The sequence below is a fragment of the Streptomyces sp. NPDC079020 genome, from assembly GCF_044542225.1.
Lineage (GTDB): Bacteria > Actinomycetota > Actinomycetes > Streptomycetales > Streptomycetaceae > Streptomyces.
The window spans coordinates 165,712-190,828 of record NZ_JBITUB010000004.1 but is presented as its reverse complement, the minus strand read 5'-3'; the positions used below and the strand labels follow the sequence as shown (position 1 = coordinate 190,828).

At 71.3% G+C, this 25,117-nt stretch carries 21 protein-coding genes; 11 read left to right on the top strand and 10 right to left on the bottom strand.

Going from position 1 to position 25,117, the window contains the following annotated elements; all coding sequences use genetic code 11:
* The first annotated feature begins 22 nt into the window (after positions 1–22).
* Positions 23–619, top strand: coding sequence for a TetR/AcrR family transcriptional regulator (locus tag ACIGJO_RS10390; protein WP_266922231.1), 597 nt, complete (start codon positions 23–25; stop codon positions 617–619).
* Positions 620–638: 19 nt separating this feature from the next.
* Here the strand turns inward: ACIGJO_RS10390 and ACIGJO_RS10385 are convergent, their stop codons facing one another.
* Positions 639–1,160, bottom strand: a complete 522-nt coding sequence (locus ACIGJO_RS10385; protein WP_329944660.1) for an Lrp/AsnC family transcriptional regulator — start codon at positions 1,158–1,160, stop codon at positions 639–641.
* Between the two features lie 212 nt (positions 1,161–1,372).
* Between ACIGJO_RS10385 and pdhA (ACIGJO_RS10380) the strand changes: the two genes are divergently transcribed.
* From pdhA (ACIGJO_RS10380) to ACIGJO_RS10350, 7 genes are all read left to right on the top strand, one after another.
* Positions 1,373–2,536: a pyruvate dehydrogenase (acetyl-transferring) E1 component subunit alpha gene (pdhA, locus tag ACIGJO_RS10380; RefSeq protein ID WP_399955000.1), complete on the top strand. Its 1,164-nt coding sequence runs from the start codon at positions 1,373–1,375 to the stop codon at positions 2,534–2,536.
* Entirely contained in the window at positions 2,533–3,564 is a 1,032-nt protein-coding gene (locus tag ACIGJO_RS10375) for an alpha-ketoacid dehydrogenase subunit beta (protein ID WP_399954997.1), read from the top strand. The genes pdhA (ACIGJO_RS10380) and ACIGJO_RS10375 overlap by 4 nt, the downstream gene beginning before the upstream one ends.
* On the top strand, positions 3,564–5,003 hold the full coding sequence (locus ACIGJO_RS10370) for a dihydrolipoamide acetyltransferase family protein (RefSeq protein WP_399954994.1): 1,440 nt from the start codon (positions 3,564–3,566) through the stop codon (positions 5,001–5,003). Before ACIGJO_RS10375 ends, ACIGJO_RS10370 begins: the two co-directional genes overlap by 1 nt.
* 66 nt (positions 5,004–5,069) lie before the next feature.
* Complete coding sequence (locus ACIGJO_RS10365; protein ID WP_399954992.1) at positions 5,070–5,945, top strand: DUF6457 domain-containing protein; 876 nt, start codon at positions 5,070–5,072, stop codon at positions 5,943–5,945.
* A 71-nt stretch (positions 5,946–6,016) separates the two neighbouring features.
* Entirely contained in the window at positions 6,017–7,672 is a 1,656-nt protein-coding gene (locus ACIGJO_RS10360) for a molybdopterin molybdotransferase MoeA (protein WP_399955673.1), read from the top strand.
* Complete coding sequence (locus ACIGJO_RS10355) at positions 7,630–8,772, top strand: potassium channel family protein (RefSeq protein WP_399954989.1); 1,143 nt, start codon at positions 7,630–7,632, stop codon at positions 8,770–8,772. The genes ACIGJO_RS10360 and ACIGJO_RS10355 overlap by 43 nt, the downstream gene beginning before the upstream one ends.
* 71 nt (positions 8,773–8,843) lie before the next feature.
* Positions 8,844–9,839 carry an NAD(P)H-quinone oxidoreductase gene (locus tag ACIGJO_RS10350; protein WP_399954986.1) on the top strand — a complete coding sequence of 332 codons (996 nt, stop codon included), beginning with the start codon at positions 8,844–8,846 and terminating at the stop codon, positions 9,837–9,839.
* A gap of 215 nt (positions 9,840–10,054) precedes the next feature.
* On the opposite strand, the gene ACIGJO_RS10345 is transcribed toward ACIGJO_RS10350, so the two are convergent.
* The 6 genes from ACIGJO_RS10345 to ACIGJO_RS10320 all read right to left on the bottom strand — a co-directional run bounded on the left by ACIGJO_RS10345 (position 10,055) and on the right by ACIGJO_RS10320 (position 18,202).
* Entirely contained in the window at positions 10,055–10,603 is a 549-nt protein-coding gene (locus tag ACIGJO_RS10345) for a bacterial proteasome activator family protein (protein ID WP_266922240.1), read from the bottom strand.
* Between the two features lie 246 nt (positions 10,604–10,849).
* Positions 10,850–13,705, bottom strand: coding sequence for an FtsX-like permease family protein (locus ACIGJO_RS10340; protein ID WP_399954983.1), 2,856 nt, complete (start codon positions 13,703–13,705; stop codon positions 10,850–10,852).
* A complete protein-coding gene (locus ACIGJO_RS10335) occupies positions 13,702–14,466 on the bottom strand; it encodes an ABC transporter ATP-binding protein (protein WP_399954981.1) in 765 nt (254 codons plus the stop codon). Before ACIGJO_RS10335 ends, ACIGJO_RS10340 begins: the two co-directional genes overlap by 4 nt.
* Before the next feature lie 277 nt (positions 14,467–14,743).
* Positions 14,744–15,367 carry a PadR family transcriptional regulator gene (locus ACIGJO_RS10330; protein ID WP_399954978.1) on the bottom strand — a complete coding sequence of 208 codons (624 nt, stop codon included), beginning with the start codon at positions 15,365–15,367 and terminating at the stop codon, positions 14,744–14,746.
* Between the two features lie 93 nt (positions 15,368–15,460).
* Positions 15,461–16,312 (bottom strand): hypothetical protein, encoded by an 852-nt coding sequence (locus tag ACIGJO_RS10325; RefSeq protein WP_399954975.1) that lies wholly within the window; start codon positions 16,310–16,312, stop codon positions 15,461–15,463.
* Positions 16,313–16,504: 192 nt separating this feature from the next.
* Positions 16,505–18,202, bottom strand: coding sequence for a protein kinase (locus tag ACIGJO_RS10320; RefSeq protein WP_399954972.1), 1,698 nt, complete (start codon positions 18,200–18,202; stop codon positions 16,505–16,507).
* A 294-nt stretch (positions 18,203–18,496) separates the two neighbouring features.
* On the opposite strand from ACIGJO_RS10320, the gene ACIGJO_RS10315 reads away from it, so the two are divergent.
* Positions 18,497–20,071: a protein kinase gene (locus ACIGJO_RS10315; protein WP_399954969.1), complete on the top strand. Its 1,575-nt coding sequence runs from the start codon at positions 18,497–18,499 to the stop codon at positions 20,069–20,071.
* An 80-nt stretch (positions 20,072–20,151) separates the two neighbouring features.
* Here ACIGJO_RS10315 and ACIGJO_RS10310 read toward each other — a convergent pair whose 3' ends face one another.
* The 3 genes from ACIGJO_RS10310 to ACIGJO_RS10300 form a co-directional block, all read right to left on the bottom strand.
* On the bottom strand, positions 20,152–21,249 hold the full coding sequence (locus ACIGJO_RS10310; protein ID WP_399955670.1) for a phosphotransferase: 1,098 nt from the start codon (positions 21,247–21,249) through the stop codon (positions 20,152–20,154).
* Positions 21,250–21,312: 63 nt separating this feature from the next.
* The gene (locus tag ACIGJO_RS10305) at positions 21,313–21,741 is read right to left on the bottom strand and encodes a pyridoxamine 5'-phosphate oxidase family protein (RefSeq protein ID WP_399954966.1); all 429 of its coding nucleotides are present in this window, start codon (positions 21,739–21,741) and stop codon (positions 21,313–21,315) included.
* Between the two features lie 163 nt (positions 21,742–21,904).
* Positions 21,905–22,564: a response regulator gene (locus tag ACIGJO_RS10300; RefSeq protein ID WP_399954963.1), complete on the bottom strand. Its 660-nt coding sequence runs from the start codon at positions 22,562–22,564 to the stop codon at positions 21,905–21,907.
* Positions 22,565–22,964: 400 nt separating this feature from the next.
* Here ACIGJO_RS10300 and pdhA (ACIGJO_RS10295) point away from each other — a divergent pair, with 400 nt between their 5' ends.
* Positions 22,965–24,122: a pyruvate dehydrogenase (acetyl-transferring) E1 component subunit alpha gene (gene pdhA, locus ACIGJO_RS10295; RefSeq protein ID WP_266922249.1), complete on the top strand. Its 1,158-nt coding sequence runs from the start codon at positions 22,965–22,967 to the stop codon at positions 24,120–24,122.
* Between the two features lie 2 nt (positions 24,123–24,124).
* Positions 24,125–25,105 carry an alpha-ketoacid dehydrogenase subunit beta gene (locus ACIGJO_RS10290; protein WP_266922250.1) on the top strand — a complete coding sequence of 327 codons (981 nt, stop codon included), beginning with the start codon at positions 24,125–24,127 and terminating at the stop codon, positions 25,103–25,105.
* Positions 25,106–25,117: the final 12 nt, after the last annotated feature.

Here is a 25,117-nt window from a genome sequence, read left to right as displayed (position 1 = left end):
CTCATGGGGGAGGATCGCGATCATGACCACGGCCAAGCGGGACACGTACACCCCGGAGACTCTGCTCACCGTCGCCGTTCGTGTCTTCAACGAGCGCGGCTACGACGGTACGTCCATGGAGCACCTTTCCAAGGCGGCGGGCATCTCCAAGTCGTCCATCTACCACCATGTGGCGGGCAAGGAGGAGCTGCTGCGGCGAGCCGTGAGCCGTGCACTCGACGGGCTCTTCCAGATCCTCGACGAGCCGGGGGCCGCGCGCGGGCGCGCGATCGAGCGGGTCGAATACGTCACGCGCCGCACGGTCGGGGTGCTGATGGCGGAGCTCCCCTACGTCACGCTGCTGCTGCGCGTGCGGGGCAACACCAAGACGGAGCGCTGGGCCCTGGAGCGGCGGCGCGAGTTCGACCAGCGGGTGTCCGAGCTGCTCAAGGCGGCGGTGGCCGACGGTGATCTCCGTGCCGACGTGGACATACGGCTGGCGACCCGGCTGCTCTTCGGCATGGTGAACTCGCTGGTCGAGTGGTACCGGCCCCAGCCGGGCGGCTTCCCGGGCGAGGACCAGCTCGCGGACACGGTCGTTCAGCTGGCCTTCGAGGGGATGCGGTCGGCCGGCCGCTGAGAGCCTGCCGCCGAGCCGGTCAGGACAGTTCCGGGGGCCGCTCCGGGCGCGGGCCGAGGTCCGTCTCCTCGAACACCAGCAGGGTCCGGGTGGAGAGGACCTCGGGGATGGACTGGATCCGGGTGAGGACCAGTTCGCGCAGTGCGCGGTTGTCCGGGGTGTGCACCAGCAGCAGTACGTCGAAGTCGCCGCTGACCAGGGCGATGTGGGTGGCTCCCGGCAGTGCCTGAAGCTGCTCGCGCACCGTGCGCCAGGAATTCTGGACGATCTTGAGCGTGATGTACGCGGAGGCCCCCTGCCCCGCCCGCTCGTGGTCGATGCGTGCGCCGAAGCCCCGGATGACGCCGTCCTCGACCAGCCGGTTGATCCGGGCGTACGCGTTGGCGCGCGAGACATGCACACGCTCGGCCACCGACCGTATCGAGGCGCGGCCGTCCGTCTGCAGGATGCGGAGGATGTCCCGGTCGATGGCGTCCAGCGGTCGCGCGGGCGGAACCTGGCCGGGATCGTCGCTTCTGTCGGCCATTTGTTCAGCTGCCATCTGCCCGTGCCTCCCTGTCGTGGACGACCTGTTCCCATCCCAGGCCGTGGGGAACCGTTTGTCCACAGCCTGGCGGCGCCTGTAGCCAAAATGCCCTCACGACCGAACAATCGGTAGGTGAGGCACGCCACACCCGCGCCTCGCCCGCCCCTCGACATCTCGACATATTTCGACACCCCTCGATCTCCCCCGATGCCCAGGAGGTGCTTCTCATGACGGTCCAGGAGCTGCCCGGTGCGGCCGCCTACCGGCCCACGCCGCCCCCGGCCTGGAAGCCGCTCACCGACCCCGCGCCGCTGCTCCCGGATCCCGAGCCCTACCGGGTGCTCGGTACGGACGCGGCGGCCGACGCGGACCCCGAGCTGATGCTGCGGCTCTACGCCGAGCTGGTCCGTGGCCGCCGGTACAACGTGCAGGCCACGGCCCTGACCAAGCAGGGCCGGCTCGCCGTCTATCCGTCGAGCACGGGGCAGGAGGCGTGCGAGATCGCCGCCGCGCTCGTGCTGGAGGAGCGCGACTGGCTCTTTCCGAGCTACCGCGACACCCTCGCGGCCGTGGCGCGCGGTCTCGACCCGGTCGAGGCGCTGACCCTGCTGCGCGGCGACCGGCATACCGGCTACGACCCGCGTGAGCACCGCATCGCCCCGCTGTGCACCCCGCTCGCCACCCAGTTGCCGCATGCCGTGGGCCTGGCGCACGCGGCACGGCTCAAGGGTGACGATGTCGTCGCCCTTGCCATGGTGGGCGACGGCGGCACCAGCGAGGGCGACTTCCACGAGGCGCTGAACTTCGCGGCGGTCTGGCGGGCCCCGGTCGTCTTCCTCGTACAGAACAACGGCTTCGCCATCTCCGTCCCCCTGGCCAAGCAGACCGCCGCCCCCTCCTTCGCCCACAAGGCGGTCGGGTACGGGATGCCGGGCCGGCTGGTCGACGGCAACGACGCGGCCGCGATGCACGAGGTGCTCGGCGAAGCGGTCGCACGGGCCAGGCGCGGCGAAGGGCCCACGCTGGTCGAGGCCGTCACCTACCGCATGGACGCCCATACGAACGCCGATGACGCGACCCGGTACCGCAACGACAGCGATGTCGAGGTGTGGCGGGCGCACGACCCCGTCACGCTTCTGGAGCGGGAGCTGACCGGGCGCGGGCTGCTCGACGAGGGCGGCATCGAGGAAGCGCGGGAGGCGGCGGAGCGGATGGCGGCCGCGCTGCGCGACCGGATGAACGCCGACCCGGAGCTCGACCCGATGGACCTGTTCACCCATGTCTACGCGGAACGGACCGGTCAGCTGCGGGAGCAGGCGGCCGGCCTGCGGGCCGAGCTGGAGGCCGAACAGGAACGGCACGGCGAACACGGTGCGGAGGACGGACGATGACCACCGCTGCGGCGACGACCGGTGCGCGGACGGCGAAGGCCAAGCCGGCCACCATGGCGCAGGCCCTCGGACGGGCACTGCGCGACTCGATGGCCGAGGACCCGGCCGTGCACGTCCTCGGCGAGGACGTGGGCACGCTCGGCGGGGTCTTCCGTGTCACCGACGGCCTGGCCAGGGAGTTCGGCGACGACCGCTGTACGGACACTCCGCTGGCCGAGGCGGGCATCCTCGGGGCGGCCGTCGGTATGGCGATGTACGGGCTGCGGCCCGTGGTGGAGATGCAGTTCGACGCGTTCGCCTACCCGGCGCTGGAGCAGCTGTTCAGCCATGTCGCCAAGATGCGGAACCGCACCCGGGGCGCCATGCCGCTGCCCATCACGGTGCGTATCCCGTACGGCGGGGGGATCGGCGGGGTCGAGCACCACAGCGACTCCTCGGAGGCGTACTACATGGCCACGCCCGGCCTCCATGTCGTCACACCGGCCACGGTCGACGACGCGTACGGGCTGCTGCGCGCCTCGATCGCCTCCGACGATCCGGTGGTCTTTCTGGAGCCCAAGCGGCTCTACTGGTCCAAGGCGGACTGGTCGCCCGATGCTCCCGCGGAGGTCGAGCCGATCGGCAGGGCCGTGGTCCGCCGTCCGGGGCGGAGCGCCACCCTGATCACCTACGGGCCCTCGCTCCCGGTCTGCATGGAAGCGGCGGAGGCGGCCGTTGCCGAGGGCTGGGACCTCGAAGTCGTCGATCTCCGCTCGCTGGTGCCGTTCGACGACGCGACGGTGGCCGCCTCGGTGCGGCGGACCGGGCGTGCGGTGGTCGTCCATGAGTCCACCGGTTTCGGCGGCCCCGGCGGGGAGATCGCGGCCCGGATCACCGAGCGGTGCTTCCACCATCTGGAGGCTCCGGTGCTGAGGGTGGCCGGGTTCGACATTCCGTATCCGCCACCCATGGTGGAACGGCACCATCTGCCGGGCGTGGACCGCGTGCTCGACGCGGTGGCCCGGTTGCAGTGGGAGGCGGAGGGCTGATGCCGCAGGTGCTCGAATTCAAGCTGCCGGACCTCGGCGAGGGCCTGACCGAGGCGGAGATCGTGCGCTGGCTGGTGGAGGTCGGCGATGTCGTCGCCATCGACCAGCCGGTCGTCGAGGTCGAGACGGCCAAGGCGATGGTGGAGGTGCCGTGTCCCTACGGGGGCGTGGTGACGGCCCGGTTCGGTGAGGAGGGTACGGAACTTCCCGTCGGCTCACCGCTGTTGACCGTCGCTGTCGGTTCGGCGGGGCCGTCCCGGCCGGCGGACCCGGACGCGGACCCGAAGTCGGACCCGGAGTCCTCGGGCAACGTGCTCGTGGGATACGGGACGGGTGCTCCCGCGGCACGGCGTCGGCGGATCCGGCCCGAGCGGATGCCGGTCGCGGCGTGCGAGCCCGCGCCCGTTGCCGCGCCGGTCGCTGTTCCGGCCGCCGTTTCCGCCGCTGTTCCCGCAACTGTCTCCCCTGCCTCTTCTTCCTCTCCTGCTTCTCCTGTCTCTCCTGCCTCTTCTTCTGCGGGCCCGGTGGCGGTGGTTTCGCCGATCGTGCGGAAGCTGGCACGGCAGCACGATCTCGATCTGCGGCAGTTGACGGGGTCGGGGCCGGACGGGCTGATCCTGCGTGCCGATGTGGAATCCGCGATCAGGTCGGTGGCGGATGCGGCCACCGTGGCGGGTGCGGCCACGGCCGGGGCCGCGTCGGTGGCGGCACCCGAGGCTCGGGCCGGGGCGGGCCCGGCGGCTGAGCGGATTCCGCTGCGCGGGGTCCGGGGCGCGGTCGCGGACAAGCTGTCGCGCAGCCGGAGCGAGATCCCCGATGCCACGTGCTGGGTGGACGCGGATGCCACCGAGCTGATGGCCGCCAGGGCCGCGATGAACGCCGCGGGCGGACCGTCCGCCGGGCCCAAGGTGTCGGTTCTCGCCCTGCTGGCCCGGATCTGCACGGCGGCGCTGGCCCGGTTCCCCGAGCTCAACTCCACGGTGGACCTGGCCGCGAGGGAGATCGTGCGGCTGCCCGGTGTCCACCTCGGGTTCGCGGCCCAGACCCCGCGCGGTCTGGTCGTCCCCGTCGTACGGGACGCGCACACGCGGAACGTGGAGTCGCTCGGCAGCGAGATCGCCCGGCTGACCGAGGCGGCCAGGACGGGGGCGCTCACCCCGGCCCAGCTGACCGGCGGCACCTTCACGCTGAACAACTACGGGGTGTTCGGGGTCGACGGGTCGACGCCGATCATCAACCATCCGGAGGCAGCCATGCTCGGCGTCGGCCGGATCATGGCCAAGCCCTGGGTGCACGACGGCGAACTGGCCGTACGCCAGGTCGTCCAGCTCTCGCTCACCTTCGACCACCGGGTCTGCGACGGCGGCACGGCGGGCGGATTCCTGCGGTACGTGGCCGACTGCGTGGAGCAACCGGCGGTGCTGCTGCGCACGCTGTAGCGGTCCTCCGGCCGGCCACCGCCCCCGGAGGAACCGGGGGCGGTGGCCGGCACGCATACTCGACGCATGACCGCCTATGACGTGATCGTCCTTGCCGGAGGAGCCGCCAAGCGGCTCGGCGGAGCCGACAAGCCAGGGGTCCGGGTCGGTGGCCGGGCGTTGCTCGACCGGGTTCTCGCGGCCTGCGCCGGGGCCCGCACCACCGTCGTGGTGGGCAGCCGCAGGCCCACGGGACGGCCCGTGACCTGGGCGCGCGAAGTCCCGGCGGGCGGTGGCCCCCTGGCGGCGCTCGGGGCCGGAGTACGTCACACGTCGGCGGAGAGGGTTCTCGTACTCTCCGCCGATCTGCCGTTCCTGGGGGTGGGCACCGTCGAAGCCCTGCTGGCCGCCGCCGGGGAGGACGGCAGGGAAGGTGCCCTGTGCACGGACCCGGACGGGCGCGACCAGCCGCTGGTCGCCGCCTACCGGGGCGAGCCGCTGCGCCGGGAACTGGCACTCATCGCCACCGAGCACGGCAGTCTCGCCGGGCTCCCGCTGCGGCTGCTGACGGCCGAGCTGGAGCTGGCCCAGGTCGCGGCCGGTCCCCTCGCCTCCTTCGACTGCGACACTTGGGAGGACATCGCCGAAGCCAGGGCCCGCATCAGGGAGCATGGGACCGTGCTGGACGAATGGATCACCGCAGTCAAGACCGAACTGGGCATCGACCTCGACGTCGACACCGGCGTCCTGCTCGACCTCGCCCGTGATGCCGCGCACGGTGTCGCCCGGCCCGCCGCGCCGCTCACGACGTTTCTCGTCGGGTACGCGGCGGCGAAGGCGGCCGACGGCGCCGGTCCCGAAGGCGCCGCCGAGGCAGTCGCGGAGGCCGCGCGCAGGGCAACCGCGCTCGCCCTGCGGTGGGAGGACGAGGCGGGCGGATCCGACGGGGCCGGAACACCATGACCGCCCGCGGCCCCGGGGCCGGTGGCAACTCCCGCGACGTCTCCCCGGAGCCGGACGAGGAGGAGCGAGCCGTGGAACAGGCCCTGGCGCTGGTCGCCCACCAGGCCCACGAAGCGCCCCGCCCGTCGAACCCGGCCCAGCCGCCCGGCAGGCATCAGGGCCGGTCCTCCGCCTCGCAGTCTCCGGTCCGGTCCTCCACCGAATCAGCGGGTCATGCCGCCTCGCAGTCTCCGGGCCGGTCCTCCACCGAGTCACCGGGTCATGCCGCCGCCCGGTCTTCCGTCCGGTCCTCCGCGCGGTCCTCGGGCCGGCGCCCCTCGCAGCCCCCGGACTCCCCGGACTCCCCGGACTCTCCGGCCCCGGCCACTTCCCCGTACCTCTCCCCCTCGCCGTATCCCTCCCCCTCCCCCTCCTCGGCGTCGGCCTCCGGTGTCTCCGCCGGTGTCCCTGCCGGAGACCGGGCTGATTCCGCCCGCCGCCCGCGTGCGCACAGGGCCGGAGACACCCCCTGGGACCAGGCCCGGAGCATTGCCGCTCGTGCCGGGGCGACCTCACCCGTGGCCGCGCTCCGGGTTCCTCTCGACCGGGCCCTGGGGTACGTACTCGCCGAGGCACTCGGCGCACTCACCGACCTGCCGTCCTTCGACACGTCGGCCATGGACGGCTGGGCCGTCGCGGGGCCGGGGCCATGGGGCTTCCGGAAGGACGAGGGGCTGCTCGCCGGACGCGGTGCCCCCGCGCCGCTGCCCGACGGCCGGGCGGTGCGGATCGCCACCGGTGCGCGTATCCCGGCCGACGCCACGGCCGTCATCCGCAGCGAGCACGCCCACGCCGACGAGGCGAAAGGGCTGCTGCACGCCCGGCGGGACGTCGTTCCGGGGCAGGACATCAGGCCCCGGGGGCAGGAGTGCCGGTCCGGGGACCAACTGCTGCCCGCAGGAACGCTGGTGACCCCGGCCGTGCTCGGCCTCGCCGCCGCGGCCGGGTACGACGCACTGGCCGCCGTGGCCAGACCGATCGTCGACGTCCTCGTTCTCGGCGACGAACTGCTCACCTCGGGCCTCCCGCACGACGGGCTGATCCGTGACGCGCTGGGCCCCATGCTCGGCCCCTGGCTCCGTGCGGCGGGAGCGGAGGTGTCCGAACCCCGCCGTCTCGGGGACGATGCGAACGCCCTGCGCCGGGCCTTGACCACGTCACGGGCCGACCTGATCATCACCACCGGCGGTACCGCGGCGGGACCGGTCGACCACGTCCACCCGGTTCTCGCCGAGATCGGCGCCGAGCTGCTGGTCGACGGGGTCGCCGTGCGCCCCGGCCATCCGATGCTGCTGGCCCGGCTGCCATCGGACGGGCCCTACCTGGTCGGTCTTCCCGGCAATCCGCTGGCGGCCGTCTCGGGCCTGCTCACGCTCGCCGAACCGCTGCTCGGAGGGATCGCGGGCAGAGTGTCGCAGGAACCGTACCGGGCGCTCGTCCATGCCGAGGTGCACGGGCACCCGCATGACACCCGGCTCGTCCCCGTGGTCCATCGCGCCGGCCGTGCGGGCGGCCGGGACTACGTCGTACCCCTGCACTACAACGGTCCGGCGATGCTGCGCGGAGTCGCCGGGGCGGACGGGCTGGCCGTTGTGCCACCGGGCGGGGTACGGTCCGGCACCGAGGTGGACATCCTCGATCTACCGTGGGCCTCGGCGACGCCGTGGACGGAAGGGTGTTTCACGTGAAACTTCCCGGCCAGGACGCGATGGCCAGGCGCGCCGAGGAGCATGTCGTACCCACCCGGGTGATGCTCCCGCGCAGAGTCGTCGACGGACCGGCCCGGCAGGTCGCCAAGCGGCTGATGATGGCGTTGATGGTGCTGGCCGTCACGGTGTTCATCGTCTGGGTCGACCGTGACGGCTACAACGACAGCGCCGACGGCAATGTCGATCTGCTGGACGCGGTGTACTACGCGACCGTCACCCTCTCCACCACCGGCTACGGCGACATCACCCCGTACGGGAGCGGCGCCCGGCTGACCAATGTGTTGCTGGTGACACCGCTGCGCGTGCTCTTCCTGATCATCCTGGTCGGCACCACTCTTGAGGTCCTCACCGAACGGACCCGGGAGGACTTCCGGTTGAAGCGTTGGAGATCCAACTTGCGTGACCACACCGTCGTCGTCGGCTTCGGTACGAAGGGCCGCTCGGCGATCCAGACTCTCTGCACCACCGGCCTGAAGAAGGACCAGATCGTCATCGTCGACCCGGCGTCGAAGGTGATCGAGGCGGCCAACGCCGAGGGCTTCACCGGCGTTGTCGGCGATGCGACGAGAAGTGATGTGCTGCTGCGGGCCGAGCTTCACAAGGCACGGCAGGTCATCATCGCCACCCAGCGGGACGATACGGCGGTCCTGGTCGCGTTGACGGCTCGCCAGCTCAACCGCGGGGCGAAGATCGTGGCCGCGGTGCGCGAGGAGGAGAACGCTCCGTTGCTGCGGCAGTCCGGCGCCGACGCGGTGATCACCAGCGCCAGCGCGGCGGGCCGGCTGCTCGGCCTCTCTGTCCTCAGCCCGAGCGCGGGCACCGTGATGGAGGACCTGATCCAGCAGGGCAGCGGTCTCGACCTCGTCGAGCGGCCGGTGATAAAGGCCGAGGTGGGCAAGAACGTCAGGGAGACCGACGACCTGGTGGTCAGCGTGCTGCGCGGGCACCGGCTGCTCGGATACGACGATCCGGCTGCCAGTCCCCTCCAGCTGACGGACCGGCTGATCACCATCGTGCGGGCGAGCCCGCTGCACACCCCGCCGGCGAACAATCCGCCGCAGGCGCCGCAGCGTCCCTGACCACGGGGGCCGGCAGGCTGTTCCGCCTGCCGTCACAGGCCTCGTGGGCCGCGCGGAGTAGCCTCGCCGCCATGCATGCGATCACGATCCCCGAACCAGGTGGCCCCGAGGCGCTCGTGTGGGCCGAAGTGCCCGATCCCGTACCCGGCGAGGGCGAGGTGCTCGTCGAGGTCGTGTCCAGCGCGGTCAACCGCGCCGATGTACTCCAGCGCCAGGGTTTCTACAACCCGCCGCCCGGTGCCTCCCCCTACCCCGGTCTGGAGTGCGCGGGCCGGATCGCGGCCCTCGGTCCCGGGGTCGCGGGATGGTCGGTCGGTGACGAGGTGTGCGGACTGCTGGCGGGCGGCGGGTACGCGGAGAAGGTCGTCGTACCGGCCGGCCAGCTGCTGCCCGTACCGGACGGTGTGGACCTGGCGATGGCCGCGGCGCTGCCCGAGGTGACCGCGACGGTCTGGTCGAACGTCTTCATGGTGGCCCACCTGCGACCCGGCGAGACCGTGTTGATCCACGGCGGATCCAGCGGCATCGGCACGATGGCCATTCAGCTCGCCAAGGCGGTCGGCGCGCGCGTCGCGGTGACGGCGGGCGGACCGGAGAAGCTGGCGCGCTGCGCCGAGCTGGGCGCGGACATCCTCATCGACTACCGCGAGCAGGACTTCGTCGAGGAGCTGCGCGGGGCGACCGACGGGGCGGGCGCCGATGTCATCCTGGACATCGTCGGTGCGAAGTACCTGGACCGGAACGTGAAGGCGCTGGCCGTGAACGGACGGCTCGCGATCATCGGTCTCCAGGGCGGGGTCAAGGGCGAGCTGAATCTGAGCGCTCTGCTGAACAAGCGGGCCGCCATCACCGCCACCTCCCTGCGGGGCCGTCCGCTCGCCGAGAAGGCCGCGATCGTCGCGGCCGTGCGCGAGCACGTGTGGCCGATGATCGACGCAGGCGTTGTTCGGCCGATCGTGGACCGCACGGTGCCGATGGAGGACGCCGCCGAGGCGCACCGGGTTCTGGAGTCCAGCGCGCACATCGGGAAGGTGCTCCTGCTCGCTCCCGCGCCCGTGTCCGCGTGATGCGCGGAGGTACGGGACCTCGTAACGAGTCTTCGAAGGCCTGACGCGATCCGGGCCTGTCGCCGTCGCACACGGCCGGCCCGGCACACGGCCTGGCCCGGCACACGGCTGGGCCCGGTACACAGCCCGGCCCCGGTACACGGCTGGGCCCGGCACACCACGACGTGTTTGCCGGGCCCGGTCCGTCCAGTGCTGGTCGGCTACTGGTGGGCGGTTTACAGGTACGGGCCGGAGCGGATCGCTCCGTGCGGGTCCCCGCTGCCGTCCTCGTCCTCGTGGCCCGTGCCGGGCGGCAGGGCGCGGCGCATCTGTTCCAGCTGGGCGCGGGCCGCCATCTGCTGCGCGAACAGAGCGGTCTGGATGCCGTGGAAGAGGCCTTCCAGCCAGCCCACCAACTGGGCCTGCGCGATCCTCAGCTCCGCCTCCGAGGGGATCGACTCCTCGGTGAACGGCAGCGAGAGGCGTTCGAGCTCCTCCACCAGCTCCGGAGCGAGCCCGTCCTCCAGCTCCTTCACGGAGCTGGCGTGGATCTCCTTGAGCCTGACCCGGCTCGCCTCGTCGAGAGGAGCCGCCCTGACCTCCTCCAGGAGTTGCTTGATCATGCTGCCGATGCGCATGACCTTCGCGGGCTGCTCGACCATTTCCGTCACCGGGACCTCGCGCGACTCGTCGTCACCGGCACCGCCGCCGATAGCCATTCCGTCCTGTCCCACCACCAGGACCTGGGGGTGCTCCTGCGACCGGTCATTCCTCGGCATCTCCATGGGCCCATTGTCTCGCACACCTGCCGTACACCCCCCTGGTGCCCCCGGGAAAGCATGATCCACCCTCCCCGGGGGCAACGGAGCAGCCGGAAAGCCGAGCCGGAGCCGGTCACGAGCCTGAGCAGGCCAACGGGCCGAAGCACGAAGCCGGTCCACGAGCCGAAGCCGGTCTACAAGGCGAAGCAGGTCCACGGGCCGGAGCAGCTCAACCGGTCGGTCCCGGTCGGCGGCCAACCCGTGAACCGCTCACCCGGCCCGCCGGGACAGCGTCAGCCGTGACCGGGTGAGGCCGGCGGCCAGCAGCCCGGCCAGCACGGGGACGACCACCGCGAGCAGCCCGATCGTGAGCCAGGGCAGCACGATCGGTGTGTACGCGGAGTTCAGCGGCTGCAGGCGCATCTGCCCCATCGCGTCGCGCAGGTCGAGCAGCCGCAGTGCGACCGCGGGCACGATGCCCGCCGCCGTACCGAGCAGTACTCCGGTGAGCGCGACCACCACGCACTGGAACCCCGAGAGCGAGCGCCGTACGCCCGGCGCAGCACCGACCGCCGCGAGGGTGGTGAGGTCGGCCTCCGCGTCGGCCTTGGCCAGACCGGTGGTGATGGCCGCCGCACCCAGGGTCACCACGCCCGCGAACAGGGCGAGGATCAGCAGGATCGCGTCCTCCCGGCTGGACGAACCGTTCTCCGTGATGACGTGGGCGCTGCCGCCGGCCTGGTCGATCGCCGCCGAGGTCGCCTGTTTCTCCGCCTCCGTCGGAGGGCGGGTGGTCGTGTACACGCTTGCGTGGATCTGCGTATGCAGACCGAGCCGCTCCGCGGTCGGCTGCGGCATGATCATGCGGATGCCGGGCGTCGCGGTGTACTTCGCGGGCGCGACGTACACCTTCAGCCGGTCCGTGGTGGTCCGGGCCTTGCCGGGGTGCAGTGCGAGGTTCTTCTTGTCGCGGGGGTTGTACGTGTGGACGGCCTTGAGGGTGACCTCACCGTTCTTGGCGTAGGCCGGGTTCAGCAGGACGGGAGTGCCCGCCTTCAGGGCCTTGGCGGCCGCGGGGTCGTCGAGCTTCACGTACGCGCTGAGCAGCGAGGCGTCACCGGTGACGATCTTGTTGGTGTCGGTCCCGAAGGACGTCAGGCTCATGTACTCGTCCATGCAGGCGGGGGAGTTCGTCAGCCGTTTGTGCTCCTCGGCGGAGAGCCGTGCGGCGAGCTCCTTGGCGCCCCGGCCCTTCAGGGGGCAGGTGTGGCCCTTGCCGGTGGGCTTGACCAGTTCGAGGGTGCCGCAGCCGTTCTCCTCCTGGTAGTAGACGTAGCAGTCGCTGCCCGCCCAGACCCGTCCGACGTCGGAGCGGCCACCGCTGACGGGCATGTTCCGCTCGACGGCCGCCCGCGCGCCCGGGAGCTTCCTGGCCGCGGACGGGTCCTCGGCGACGAGCGCGGAGGTGCCCTTGGTGAGGACCGGGGAGTAGTCGTAGTCCTGTTCGGCCATGGCACTGGAGGCGTACGTGGCGACGGCGACCGTGCCGGCCACGGCGGCCATCACGGCGGCGACGGCGGGCGCGGTACGTCCCCGGTTGCGTGCCGCGTCACGGAGCGCCATGCGCGGCGTGAGCGGGAGCCTGCGGCCGAGCCGGCCGAGGAAACCGATGATCACCGGGATGCAGGCGAGCACGCCCAGTTCGGCGATGACCGAGCCACCGGCGACCAGGGGTGTCTCACCGCTGACACCCCCGTAGACGGCGATGGCGACACCGCCCGCCAGCGTGAGGGAGCCGAGGACGGGCAGGACGCGTGAGCTCCGGCGGGTGCCGCGACGGCCGGTGAGCGATTCCAGGATCGACTGGCGGCCGGCCATGACGGCCGGGACGAGAGCCGCGAGGACGCCGGTCACCAGGCCGAGCAGGGCGATTGCCAGGAGTTCCGCGGGGTGCAGGGTCAGGCCGCCGAAGCGGTTACCGGTGTAGCCCTCGATCAGCGGGCGGAACACCAGGGTCAGGCCGAGTCCGAGCAGCACGCCGAGCACGGTGCCGGCACCGCCGAGCACGACACCACCGGCGAGCACGACGGCCCGTACCTGACTCCGGTCGCCGCCGCACGCACCGACGAGGCCGAGCTGCCTGCGCGACCGGCGCGCGCCGACGGCGAACGCGGGCCCGGCGAGCAGCACGATCTCCAGGACCGTCATGGCCACGACGGTGATGACGGCCGTGCTCATGACCAGCCCGCCGTCGTCTCTTCCGCTCATCTGCGAGGCCAACGGGATCTCGGAGTCCGGCGGGGGGTCGAGGACGAGCCGACGGGACAGCACCAGGACGCCCTTCTCGTTGGCGGCGAGCACGTCGGGCCAGGTCACCCCGGCGCCCTTCGGGCCCTGGACCAGCCACTCCGTCCTGTTTGGGTTGGGCGGGAGGATCCTGTCGTCGCGGTCGGCCGCGGCTTTCCAGGGGGCGATGACGGCGCCCGGATCGGCGTACAGGGTCTGCTTGCCCAGCGCGTCGGGGAGTTCTACGGAACCGGTGACGGTGTACGCCAGGTCGGGGCCGCGCACGGTGAGGCGGGAGCCGATGTGGAGGCCGGACGACTTCAGGAACGCCTCGGTGACGGCGATCTCACCCTTGCCGTGCGGGAACGCGCCGTCGACCAGTTCGATCCTGCCGCGGAGCATCCGGTCCGCGGTGCGCAGTTCGGTGATCTCGGTGTTCGTGATGCCGTGGGCGGTCGTGACGGAGGCGGGTACGGACCGTTCGGTGAGGAACCGTGAGCCCTTCGGGAACGTGGCCGGTACGTCCACCGGCTTCCGCTCCTCGCCCTGCCGCGGTCCGGCCGCCTCGTCGCCACTGCGCCACGCGCTCTGGTCGGGCACCTGCTGGATGGGCACCCTCCCCAGGCCGGGGTCGGTGTACTGGGCGTCCGCCGCGCCCATGACGGCCGTCAGTTCCTCTGCCCTGGTCGGGGTGGCGCTGCGGTACGTGACATCGGCGGCCGTGACGCCGAGGACGGGCAGGGCGATCATCGCGACCACCAGGGCGCTGCGGCCCTTGGCCCGCATCGCGTCGCGCCGGGCGATACGGAGGGCGGCGCGCCATCCGGAGAAGAGGCTCACTCGGCGGCCTCGGCGACGAGCAGGGAGTCGGCCCCGGAGGACAGTGTCTGGTCGACGATCGAGCCGTCCCGGAGGAACACGACCCGGTCGGCCCAGGCGGCGTACCGGGGCTCATGGGTCACCATCACCCCTGCCGCGCCCTCGTCGCAGCGCTTGCGCAACAGGGCCAGGACCGCCTCGCCGGTCTCGGAGTCGAGGGCTCCGGTCGGCTCGTCGGCCAGCACCAGGCGCCGGTCCCCGACGAGGGCGCGGGCGATGGCGACGCGCTGTTGCTGGCCGCCGGACATCTCGTCCGGGAAGCGGTCGGCGATCTCGGCGAGGTTCATCTCGGCCAGCGCCGCGAGGGCTTCCCTGCGGGCCTTGCGCAGCGGGATTCCGTCGAGTTCGCGGGGCAGGGCGATGTTCTCGGCGGCGGTGAGGGCCGGTATCAGGTTGTAGTCCTGGAAGACGTAGCCGACGCTGCGGCGGCGCAGAGCGGCCATGCCCTTGCGGCCGAGGGCGGCGATGTCCTGGCCCTCGATGACGACCTGGCCGCCGGTGGCGGTGTCGAGGCCTCCGGCCAGGGTCAGCAGGGTGGACTTGCCGGAACCGGACGGGCCCATCACGGCGACCAGTTCGCCCGTGCGCACGGAGAGGTTGACGCCGCGCAGGGCGTGCACCTCGGCGATGCCGGAACCGTGTGTGCGGGTCAGTTTCCGCAGTTCGAGAACGGGCTCGCCCACGGGCAGGCCGGTGGACGGAGAAGAGGCGGGCGAGGACATGGTGGGTTGTTCCCCCTAGGAACGCTCGGAGCATGTCGTGCGGTCGGGCGGTCGTACGGTCGTTCATGGGCAGGAGCGGGGCAGGAGCGGGGCCGGGGCGGGCGGAAGGGTTTCCGGTAGGTGCCGGGTACGTGGCCCCGTGCACGGGTGGCAGAGCTTCCGGGCAGCGGCGGATACGCGGCCCGGTACGCGGGTGGCACGGCTTCCGGTCCGCGCCCCGTGTACGGGTGGCGGGGCTTCCGGTCCGCGCCCGGTGTACGGGTGGCAGGGCTTCCGGTCAGCGGCGGGTACGCGGGCGGCCGGCCGGGAAGCGCGCCGGGCCGCGAGTGGTGGCCGTACCGGACCCGGCCGTCGGCTCGGTGGCGGCGGCCTCGGCGAGGCGGACGAGCCGGGCCTCGCAGTGGTCCAGCCACCGGGCCTCGGCCTCGGCCTGGAAGATCAGCTGCTCCACCACGAGCAGCCAGGCGACCTCGTCACGGTTGGCCGGGACATCGGCGAGGGCCTGGGCCTTCAGCCGGGTGTAGTCCTGCATCGCCTTCAGGGTGTGGTGGCGCTGGGACTGGATGACGTGCCGGATGTCGACACCCGGGGCGCCCACGGCCATCGCGAGCTTGATCGCCAGCTCGTCACGGGGCGGGCTGCTGCGGTCCACGGGTGTCTCGAACCAGCTGCGCAGCTCGGCGCGGCCGTCGTCGGTGATCGTGTACAGGTCGTGGCCCGCGTCATCGGCGCCGTCCTGCGCGACCATGCCGTCGCGCTCCAGACGGCTGAGCGTCGTATAGACCTGGCCGACGTTCAGGGGCCATGTGGAACCGGTGCGGGACTCGAATTCGGTGCGGAGCTGGGAGCCGTAGCGAGGCCCGCGCTCCAGGAGGGCGAGAAGCCCGTGACGGATCGACATACTCAGTATGTATACCGAGTATGTTGCTCGTGGCAAGCCCGGCGACGTGGTGCCGCAGGCGGATCGCGGTCGGTTTCGGTGGGCCGGGAACGCTCAGTGGGCTCGGCGCATACGGAATGCGAGGAAGCCCAGTCCCATCCCGACCAGCGCGATCCCGGCCCCCAGCGAGACCTGCTTGACCTGCTTCACGGACGGTGCGTGCAGCGGCTGCCCGGCAGCCCCGGGCGGGTTGGAGAACGCGCTGGCCGGTGGGGTGAATACCGGCACGTCAGCGGCGTCCGGCTCCGGTACGTCCGCTTCGAGGTCGGCCTCGGCCCGCGCGAGTTCCAGCGGCGAGAGCGACCGTCCGGGGCGCGCCCGACCCGCCCCGGCCTCCCGTCCGGCGAGCGGCCGGTCCGAAGCGGAAGCCGAGGCCGCAGCCGAAGCGGAATCCGGGGCGGACGCGGAATCCGGCGCGGAGAGGGGCGCGGAGGGGGCCGAGGACGCGGACGGCGCGGACGACGCGGACGAGGCGGAGGATGCGCCTTCCGCCGGTCCCGCGGGTGCGGCGGAGGAGGCGGACGACGCGGAGGAGGCGGAGGACGCGCCTTCCGCCGGTCCCGCAGGTGGCTGTGCGGCATCACCGGAGGAGGCGTCGGCCGCCCCGGTCGGCGCGAGCGGACCGCCGCCCGCGGGCCGGAGCGTCGCCGTGCCGGAGGGGCGTGAGGAAGGCGGGGCGGAGGGAGTCGTCGACGGCCGGACCAAAGAAGGTGTGGCGCCCGGCGGAGCCGCGGGAGAGGCGCCCGAAGAGGCCGTTTCCGGGCGGGCGGAAGAGGCGAGGGCCGAGTCGTCCGGGGGTACGTTCGCGTACGCCGTCCCGCTCACGGTCCCCAGCGCCGCGCCGACCGCCATCACCAGACAGGCCACGTAGGTCGACGACCGCACGGGGAGGAGTCCTGGAGCCATGAGATCAGCGTCACACGAGCCGATATATCCGGCATCCCGGACAGCGAAGACGCCCACGGGACGCCCGGGAATCCCCCGTAATGCCGCCCGAACACAGCATCACCCGGCACACATGACATGTGCCGGGTGATGCGCGCAGTCAATCGAGGCCTTCCGCTGATCCCTGGCCACCAGGGATGAACGGGACAGCCGTCAGGCGGGGTCGCCGGTGGAGATGCGCAGCTCGAAGTGGGCGCCCCGCTCCGAGACAGCGGTGCCCGAGGACGGGAACTGGTCGACGACCTGGTCCTCCGCGTATGTGTTGCCCGGCTCCTTGATCTCCTTGATCGTCCAGCCGGCCGCCAGGGCGCAGGCCTTCACCGACTTGATGTCCTTGTAGATGAAGTTCGGAGCCGCGACCTTCGACGGGTCGTTCGAGTCCTCCATCGCGTCCGTGCACTTCTCGGTCTTCATCGTCCGGTTGCGCTCCGGCGGCTTGTGCTCGCCCGCGACCGACGATTCGTTCGACGTCGGGTCGTCCTTGTCGGCGTCGGAGTTCCCCTGGAGGGACAGCACCGTGATCAGACCGCCGATCGCGAGCAGCGCGACGGCGATCGCTCCGACGATGACCGGCATGTTCCGCTTCGAGCCGCCTCTGCCACCGCCCGGGCCTCCGCCCGGACCGCCACCGCTGACGCCCATGCCTCCGACACCCGTGCTCTGCGGGGAGGTCGTGTACGGCGGCGGGGTCTGGTGGGCCAGGGGGCCCTGGGTCTGGTACGCCGGGGCCGACTGCGGGTAGCCGTAGCCGGGCGAGGGCGCCGGGGTGGGCTGGTTGTACGGACCCGGCTGCTGGTGGGGCTGCTGATGCTGCGGGTGCGGGTGCGGCTGGTAGGGCGTCTGGACGCTGTGCGGGGCCGAGGTGGCCTGGTCGACGGGCGGGAACACCGCCGAGCCGACACCCGAACCGCTGTTCGTCGGAGCTCCGCCGCTGACGATCACCGGAGCGCCGGTCTGGCCGCCGGTGGCGTTCAGCACGCGCGCTATCTCGTCCCGCATCGCGGCCGCGCTGGGGAAGCGCTCGTTCGGGTTCTTCCTCAGGGCGCGGGCGACCAGCGCGTCCATGGCCGGGGTGACCGCGCGGTTGATGCTGGAGGGGGCGACGGGCTCCTCCTGCACATGTGCGTACGCGATGGCCAGCGGCGAGTCCGCGTCGAACGGGATCCGGCCGGTGAGGAGCTGGAAGAGCATGATGCCGACCGAATACAGGTCGGACCGGGCGTCCACCCCGCGCCCGAGGGCCTGCTCGGGGGAGAGGTACTGCGGCGTGCCGACGACCATGCCGGTCTGCGTCATCGAGGTGACGCCCGACTGCATGGCGCGGGCGATGCCGAAGTCCATGACCTTCACGACGCCGCGCTTGGTCATCATCACGTTGCCGGGCTTGATGTCCCGGTGGACCAGCCCCATCTCGTGGCTGGTCTCCAGCGCGGCCAGCACATCGGCCGTGACCTTGAGCGCCTTGTCCGCGGGCATCGCGCCGTAGCTGCGGATGTCCGCCTGGAGCACGGAGCCGAGCGGCTGCCCCTCGACGTACTCCATGACGATGTACGGCATCAGCGCGCCGCCGAGCTCGTCCTCGCCGGTGTCGAAGACCGAGACGATGTTGGTGTGCTGGAGCTTGGCGACGGCCTGCGCCTCGCGCCGGAACCGTTCGCGGAAGGACTGCTCGCGCCCCAGCTCCGTGTGCAGCGTCTTGATCGCGACCTGGCGGTCGAGCGCCGAGTCGTACGCCAGATATACGGAGGCCATACCGCCTTCGCCGAGCAGGTCGCGGAGCTGGTACCGGCCGCCCGCGACGGCACCGCCCGCGTAGCGACCTTGTGCGCCGTGTGCGCCGTCCTGGCTCATGACTTGCTTCCCCCTCGGCGCGCGACTGACGCGATGATCCGTATTACGGGCCAAGTCTGCCCGAGGGGTACGACACGTCAAGCCAGGTGCCCGTTCCGTGACCCGAAGCACAGGAAGAGTCTCGGAAGCGTTACAGGAAGCGCATGGAATTTGCTTGTCCGGCACGCCGGCCGGTTGGATGACCCGTCCCTCTCGGAACAGGTGTGTCCGGCAGAGGCTGTAGCGTGACGTGGCAATGCAGCTAGGCACCGTGAGAACCCGCGGACGCGCGGACAGATACGACGGCGAGGACTGATGGCACCCGATTCCGAAGCAAACGGCGGCGGAGTTTCGGATGGCACCGACTCCTGGGGCATTGGTGGTGTCGTCGGCGACGGGCGATACCGGATGACCCACCGGCTCGGCCGGGGCGGCATGGCCGAGGTCTATGCCGCGGAGGACGTCCGCCTGGGACGTACGGTCGCGGTGAAACTCCTCCGCTCCGATCTCGCCGAGGACCCGGTCTCCAAGGCACGTTTCACCCGTGAGGCACAGTCGGTCGCCGGCCTCAACCACCATGCGATCGTCGCCGTGTACGACTCCGGCGAGGACGTCGTGGGCGGCCAGACCGTCCCGTACATCGTGATGGAGCTGGTCGAGGGCCGCACCATTCGTGACCTGCTCCTCAGTGCGGAGGCCCCGCCTTCGGAGCAGGCGCTGATCATCGTCTCGGGGGTGCTGGAGGCCCTCGCGTACTCGCATCAGCACGGCATCGTGCACCGCGACATCAAGCCCGCCAACGTGATCATCACGCACTCCGGCGCGGTCAAGGTGATGGACTTCGGCATCGCCCGCGCGCTGCACGGCGCGCAGTCGACGATGACGCAGACCGGCATGGTCATGGGCACACCGCAGTACCTCTCGCCGGAACAGGCGCTCGGCAAGGCGGTCGACCACCGCTCCGACCTGTACGCCACCGGCTGCCTGCTCTACGAACTCCTCGCCCTGCGGCCCCCGTTCACCGGCGAGACCCCGCTCTCCGTGGTGTACCAGCATGTCCAGGACATCCCGGTGCCGCCCTCCGAGGTGTCGGACGGGGTGCCCCCGGAGCTGGACGGGCTCGTGATGCGCTCGCTGGCCAAGGACCCCGACGACCGGTTCCAGAGCGCCGAGGAGATGCGCGGCCTGGTCCAGTACAGCCTGCAGATGCTCCAGGTGCAGGGCGGTCACACCGGTACGTGGAACACCGGCCCGGTCACGATGCACGAGGGCGGCCACACCCCGGCCATGGGCATGACCGGCGCGACGACGGCGATGGGTCACCCGGTGCACGGGGACACCTCGCAGGGGCCGATCCTGCCGCCGATGAACCCGGACGACGGGGCGTACGACGGCGGGCACCGGTCCGGCGGCGGTCGCGGCAAGATGTTGCTCTTCGTCCTGCTCGCGCTGATCGCGATCGGCGCGGGCGTCGCGTTCGCCGTCCAGGCGGCGAACGACAGCGGCAAGGAGAAGAAGCCGGTCGCCCCCTCCAGCTCCGTCTCGCCGTCCGACGAGGAGACCTCCCCGGAGCCGACCGACGAGGAGACCGAGCCCTCCGAGGAGCCGGACGATTCCACGGGCGGTCAGACGCAGCCCAGCCAGCCGCAGTGGACTCCCTCGCACAAGCCGACCCGGCCGTCGTTCACCCCGTCCGACAGCGCGAGCCCGCCGGACACGGGCGGCAACTCCGACGGGAACACGAACGAGGGCGGGACGGGCGATCCGACCGACCAGCCGACCAGCCCGACCACGGACCCGGGCGCCCCGGGGGGCAACGGGGACGACGGAGGCTCGGAGGACGGCGGAGCGGGCAACAACGTCGGTGCGTCGACGGGCCTGACCCCGTAATGCCGCATGCGTGAGGGCCCCCACACCGTGGGGGCCCTCACGGTGTGGGCCCCACACCACGGGGCCCCGCGGCGTGGCCCTCACCCCGTGAAGGCCTCGCTCACCGCCGCGTACTCGCGCGTCCACCACACCGCCAGGGCCGACACCGCAGGGAACTGCGGGTCGGCCCTGCGGTCGTGCAGGCGGTAGCGCCAGCGCAGTATCCAGAAGTCGTTGAGCCGCTCCCACCACACCCGGTGCACCGCGGCGGCCAGTTCCGCCGCGCCCGCCCCGGCGGCGGTCCGGTACGCGCGGGCGTACGCCCGTACCTTCTCCAGCTCCAGTTCCCCGGCCGGCCGGACGAAGAAGATCGCCGCGGCCCGGACCGCCTCCTCGGCGCGCGGCTGCACTCCCAGCCGGTCCCAGTCGACGATCGCGACCGGGTCGGTGCCCCGGTAGAGCAGGTTCAGCGGATGGAAGTCGCCGTGCACCCAGCCCGTGGCGGGCCCCTCCGGGGTGGGCGGGCGGCGGTGGGCATGCCGCTCCAGCAGGGTGCGCCGCTCCACCAGCCGGTGTACGGCGAGTTCGTCGAAGGCGTCCCGCGGGGTGTCCCGGGGGTGCTGTCCGCGGGCCGCGGCCAGCAGATCGTCGATCAGCGCGAAGGTGTCGGCCGGGTCGGGACTCCCGTAACCGGGCCGGGGCGGCTGTCCGGCCGCCGTACAGCTACTGGGCCCGTCACCCTCACCACTTCCGTCACCCTCACCACTTCCGTCGCTGTCGCCGTCCTCGCCGCTGCCGGGGGCCATGACCTGCTCCAGACCGGTGTGTACGGCTCCGAGGAGCGTCCCGAGACGTTGGGACTCGGCACAGGTCAGCTGGGCGCCTACCCGGTGCAGACCGTCCACCCAGGGATGGAGGGCGTAGCTGCGGCCGCCGATCACCGCGACTGTGTCACCCTCCGTGTCCGCGAGCGGCGGGACCACGGGTACGCCGAGTGACTGGAGGCGCTGGGTCGCGCGGTGCTGGCGCACGATCGTGGCGCGTTCGCCGGTGGCGTCGTCCAGATGCTGCTTGTCCAGATGGTGCTTGAGGAAATAGGAACCGCTGGTGGTGGAGACGCGGTATCCGTGATTGAGAAGGCCCTTGGTGATCGGTTCGCAGGCGAGTGGCTCACCGACGTCCGGGTAGCGGCGCAGCACCTCGCCGACCGGAGGAACAGGCGGGCGGGTTACATATGAGCGCGGCACTCACCAAATGGTAGATCACGCTGCGTTGCGGATGAGCGGACTTGCGCGGAAGTCCAAAGTGTGCTCGCTGGCGAAGTGGGGGTCCAGGCTGAGGAAGGCCGGTTCGAACGGCTCGCCGTTGACCGTGGTGGGGGCGGTGCCGAACAGTTCCCGCAGGTCAGGGCGGGGATGCACGATCTCGGCGGGGCCGGTGAACTGCACCGACCAGAGATTCCCGCCGTCCGTGGAGGTGGCGGCGTTGAAGTTGTCCGCACCGTAGGCGACGACGCTGCCGTTGCACGCCTCGTGGTAGCCGAAGCCGCTGTGCATCCGCAGAAGGATGCGGTCGCCGACCACGATGTGCCGGGCCACCGCCAGGAAGGGGAGGGCCCGCATGCTCGTCGCCAGCCGGCCGTAGGGGACGCGGCCGAGCAGCTCGATCGCGTGGAGTTCCTCAGAGGGCATGGGTCCACTGTCCGGCACGGGTGTGGGCCGGGTTAAGAGTCGGCGGCCCCGGGTGGTCCGGGACCAAAGTCCCAGATCACCGGGGCCGCCGGAACTTCTCAGAAGGCTCTGGGCCTGCCCGGCGGGGCCGCGCGGTCCCGCCCGGGTGCCGTACCGGCCCCGCTCAGCGCCGTTCGGCCTGCAGGCGGGCCACATAGGCGGCGGCCTGCGAGCGGCGTTCCATGCCCAGCTTGGAGAGCAGGCTGGAGACATAGTTCTTGATCGTCTTCTCGGCCAGGTGGAGCCGCTCGCCGATGACCCGGTTGGTCAGCCCCTCGCCGATCAGGTCCAGGATCTTGCGTTCCTGTTCGGTGAGGTTGTCGAGCTTGTCGTTGCCCTTGCCGTTCTTGCCCTCGCGCAGGCGCTCCAGTACGCGGGCGGTCGCCGCGGGGTCCAGCAGGGACTTCCCGGCCGCCACGTCCCGTACCGCGTTCAGCAGCTCGTTGCCGCGGATCGCCTTCAGCACGTAGCCGGACGCGCCCGCCATGATGGCGTCGAAGAGCGCCTCGTCGTCGGCGTACGACGTCAGCATCAGGCACTTGATGTTCTCGTCCCGGGACCGGACCTCCCGGCACACCTCCACCCCGTTGCCGTCCGGCAGCCGTACGTCGAGCACCGCGACATCGGGGCGGGTGGCCGGAATCCGCACCAGCGCGTCCGCCGCCGTGCCCGCCTCGCCGACGACCTCGATGTCTTCCTCGACGGAGAGAAGTTCATGGACTCCGCGTCGGACGACCTCGTGATCATCGAGCAGAAATACAGTGATTTTTCCATCGTTGCGCACAAACGCAGTCTCACATATTCATCCCGGCTCCGCTCCTGCCGGCCTCGGACCAGCTTTGGATCAGCTGTGGATCAGCTCCTCGCTGCCCTTCCCTGGCGCCTTTCGCCGGGATAACGTGCCGTTGTTCCGGCGGCCTGCAAGGCTGTTACCAGTGCTGTGACCAGCAAGGCTTCACGATTTTTTCGATTTACTTGGAAATCCAAGCAAAATCGCAGGTCAGATAGGGTTTCGCAGTTATGCGAAGCACTGGGTAACGTGCCTATGACAGGACGCTCGCCGGGGCACCTGTCACGCCTGTTTCCGGCCGAGCGGCACCCACCCCGTGCACGGGTCCGGAAACAGGCGAGCCGCACTGGTTCCCGGCAGACCCCGGGGGCCGGACCGACGGAGGAGCACGCACGTGACCGTGGAGAGCACTGCCGCGCGCAAACCGCGACGCAGCAGCAAGCGGACCAGCGCCGCCAAGACGCCGCAGAGTTCCGAGCCCCAGCTCGTACAACTGCTGACGCCCGAGGGCGAGCGCGTCGAGCACCCGGACTACTCGATCGACATGACCGCGGAGGAGCTGCGCGGTCTGTACCGGGACATGGTCCTGACCCGCCGCTTCGACGCGGAGGCCACGGCCCTCCAGCGTCAGGGCGAGCTGGGCCTGTGGGCCTCGCTGCTGGGCCAGGAAGCCGCGCAGATCGGCTCCGGCCGGGCGCTGCGCGACGACGACTACGTCTTCCCGACCTACCGCGAGCACGGCGTCGCCTGGTGCCGCGGGGTCGACCCGACCAATCTGCTCGGCATGTTCCGCGGCGTGAACCACGGCGGCTGGGACCCGAGCACCAACAACTTCCACCTGTACACGATCGTCATCGGCTCGCAGACCCTGCACGCCACCGGCTACGCCATGGGCGTCGCCAAGGACGGCGCGGACTCCGCCGTGATCGCGTACTTCGGTGACGGCGCCTCCAGCCAGGGCGACGTCGCGGAGTCGTTCACCTTCTCCGCGGTCTACAACGCCCCCGTGGTGTTCTTCTGCCAGAACAACCAGTGGGCCATCTCCGAGCCGACCGAGAAGCAGACCCGCGTGCCGCTCTACCAGCGCGCCCAGGGCTACGGCTTCCCCGGCGTCCGGGTCGACGGCAACGACGTACTCGCCTGCCTGGCGGTCACCAGGTCCGCGCTGGAGCGCGCCCGCCGCGGCGAGGGCCCCACCCTCGTCGAGGCGTTCACCTACCGGATGGGTGCCCACACCACCTCCGACGACCCCACGAAGTACCGGGCCGACGAGGAGCGGGCGGCCTGGGAGGCCAAGGACCCGATCCTGCGGCTGCGCACGTACCTGGAGAAGCAGAAGTTCGCCGACAAGGCGTTCTTCACCGCGCTGGACGAGGAGAGCGAGACCCTCGGCAAGCGGGTACGCGAAGCGGTACGGGCCATGCCCGACCCGGACCCGATGGCGATCTTCGAGCACGGCTATGCCGACGGCAACTCCCTCGTCGACGAGGAGCGCGCCCAGTTCGCCGCCTACCAGGCATCGTTCGCAGACTCTGCCGAGGAGGGCAACTAGCCATGGCCGTGGAAAAGATGTCCATCGCGAAGGCGCTCAACGAGTCACTGCGCCACGCCCTGGAGAACGACCCCAAGACCCTCATCATGGGTGAGGACGTCGGAAAGCTCGGCGGTGTCTTCCGGATCACCGACGGGCTGCAGAAGGACTTCGGCGAGGACCGGGTCATCGACACCCCGCTCGCCGAGTCCGGCATCGTCGGTACGGCGATCGGCCTGGCCCTGCGCGGCTACCGCCCCATCGTCGAGATCCAGTTCGACGGCTTCGTCTTCCCCGCGTACGACCAGATCGTCACGCAGCTCGCGAAGATGCACGCCCGCGCGCTCGGCAAGATCAAGCTGCCGGTCGTCGTCCGGATTCCGTACGGCGGCGGCATCGGCGCGGTCGAGCACCACAGCGAGTCTCCCGAGGCCCTCTTCGCGCATGTCGCGGGCCTGAAGGTGGTCTCGCCTTCCAACGCGAGCGACGCCTACTGGATGATGCAGCAGGCCGTGCAGAGCGACGACCCGATCATCTTCTTCGAGCCGAAGCGGCGTTACTGGGACAAGGGCGAGGTCGACACCGAGTCCATCCCCGGCCCGCTGCACCGGGCCGCCGTGGCCCGCACGGGCTCCGACCTCACCCTCGTCGCGTACGGCCCGATGGTGAAGGTCTGCCTGGAAGCCGCCGCGGCAGCCCAGGAGGAGGGCAAGTCGGTCGAGGTCCTGGACCTGCGGTCGATGTCCCCGATCGACTTCGACACCATCCAGACGTCGGTCGAGAAGACCGGCAGGCTCGTCGTGGTCCACGAGGCACCCGTCTTCTACGGCTCCGGGGCCGAGATCGCCGCGCGGATCACCGAGCGCTGCTTCTACCATCTCGAAGCACCGGTGCTGCGGGTCGGCGGATATCACGTCCCCTACCCGCCGGCCCGTCTTGAGGACGAGTACCTGCCGGGTCTCGACCGGGTGCTCGACGCCGTCGACCGCTCGCTGGCGTACTGAAGGGGAGAGGGA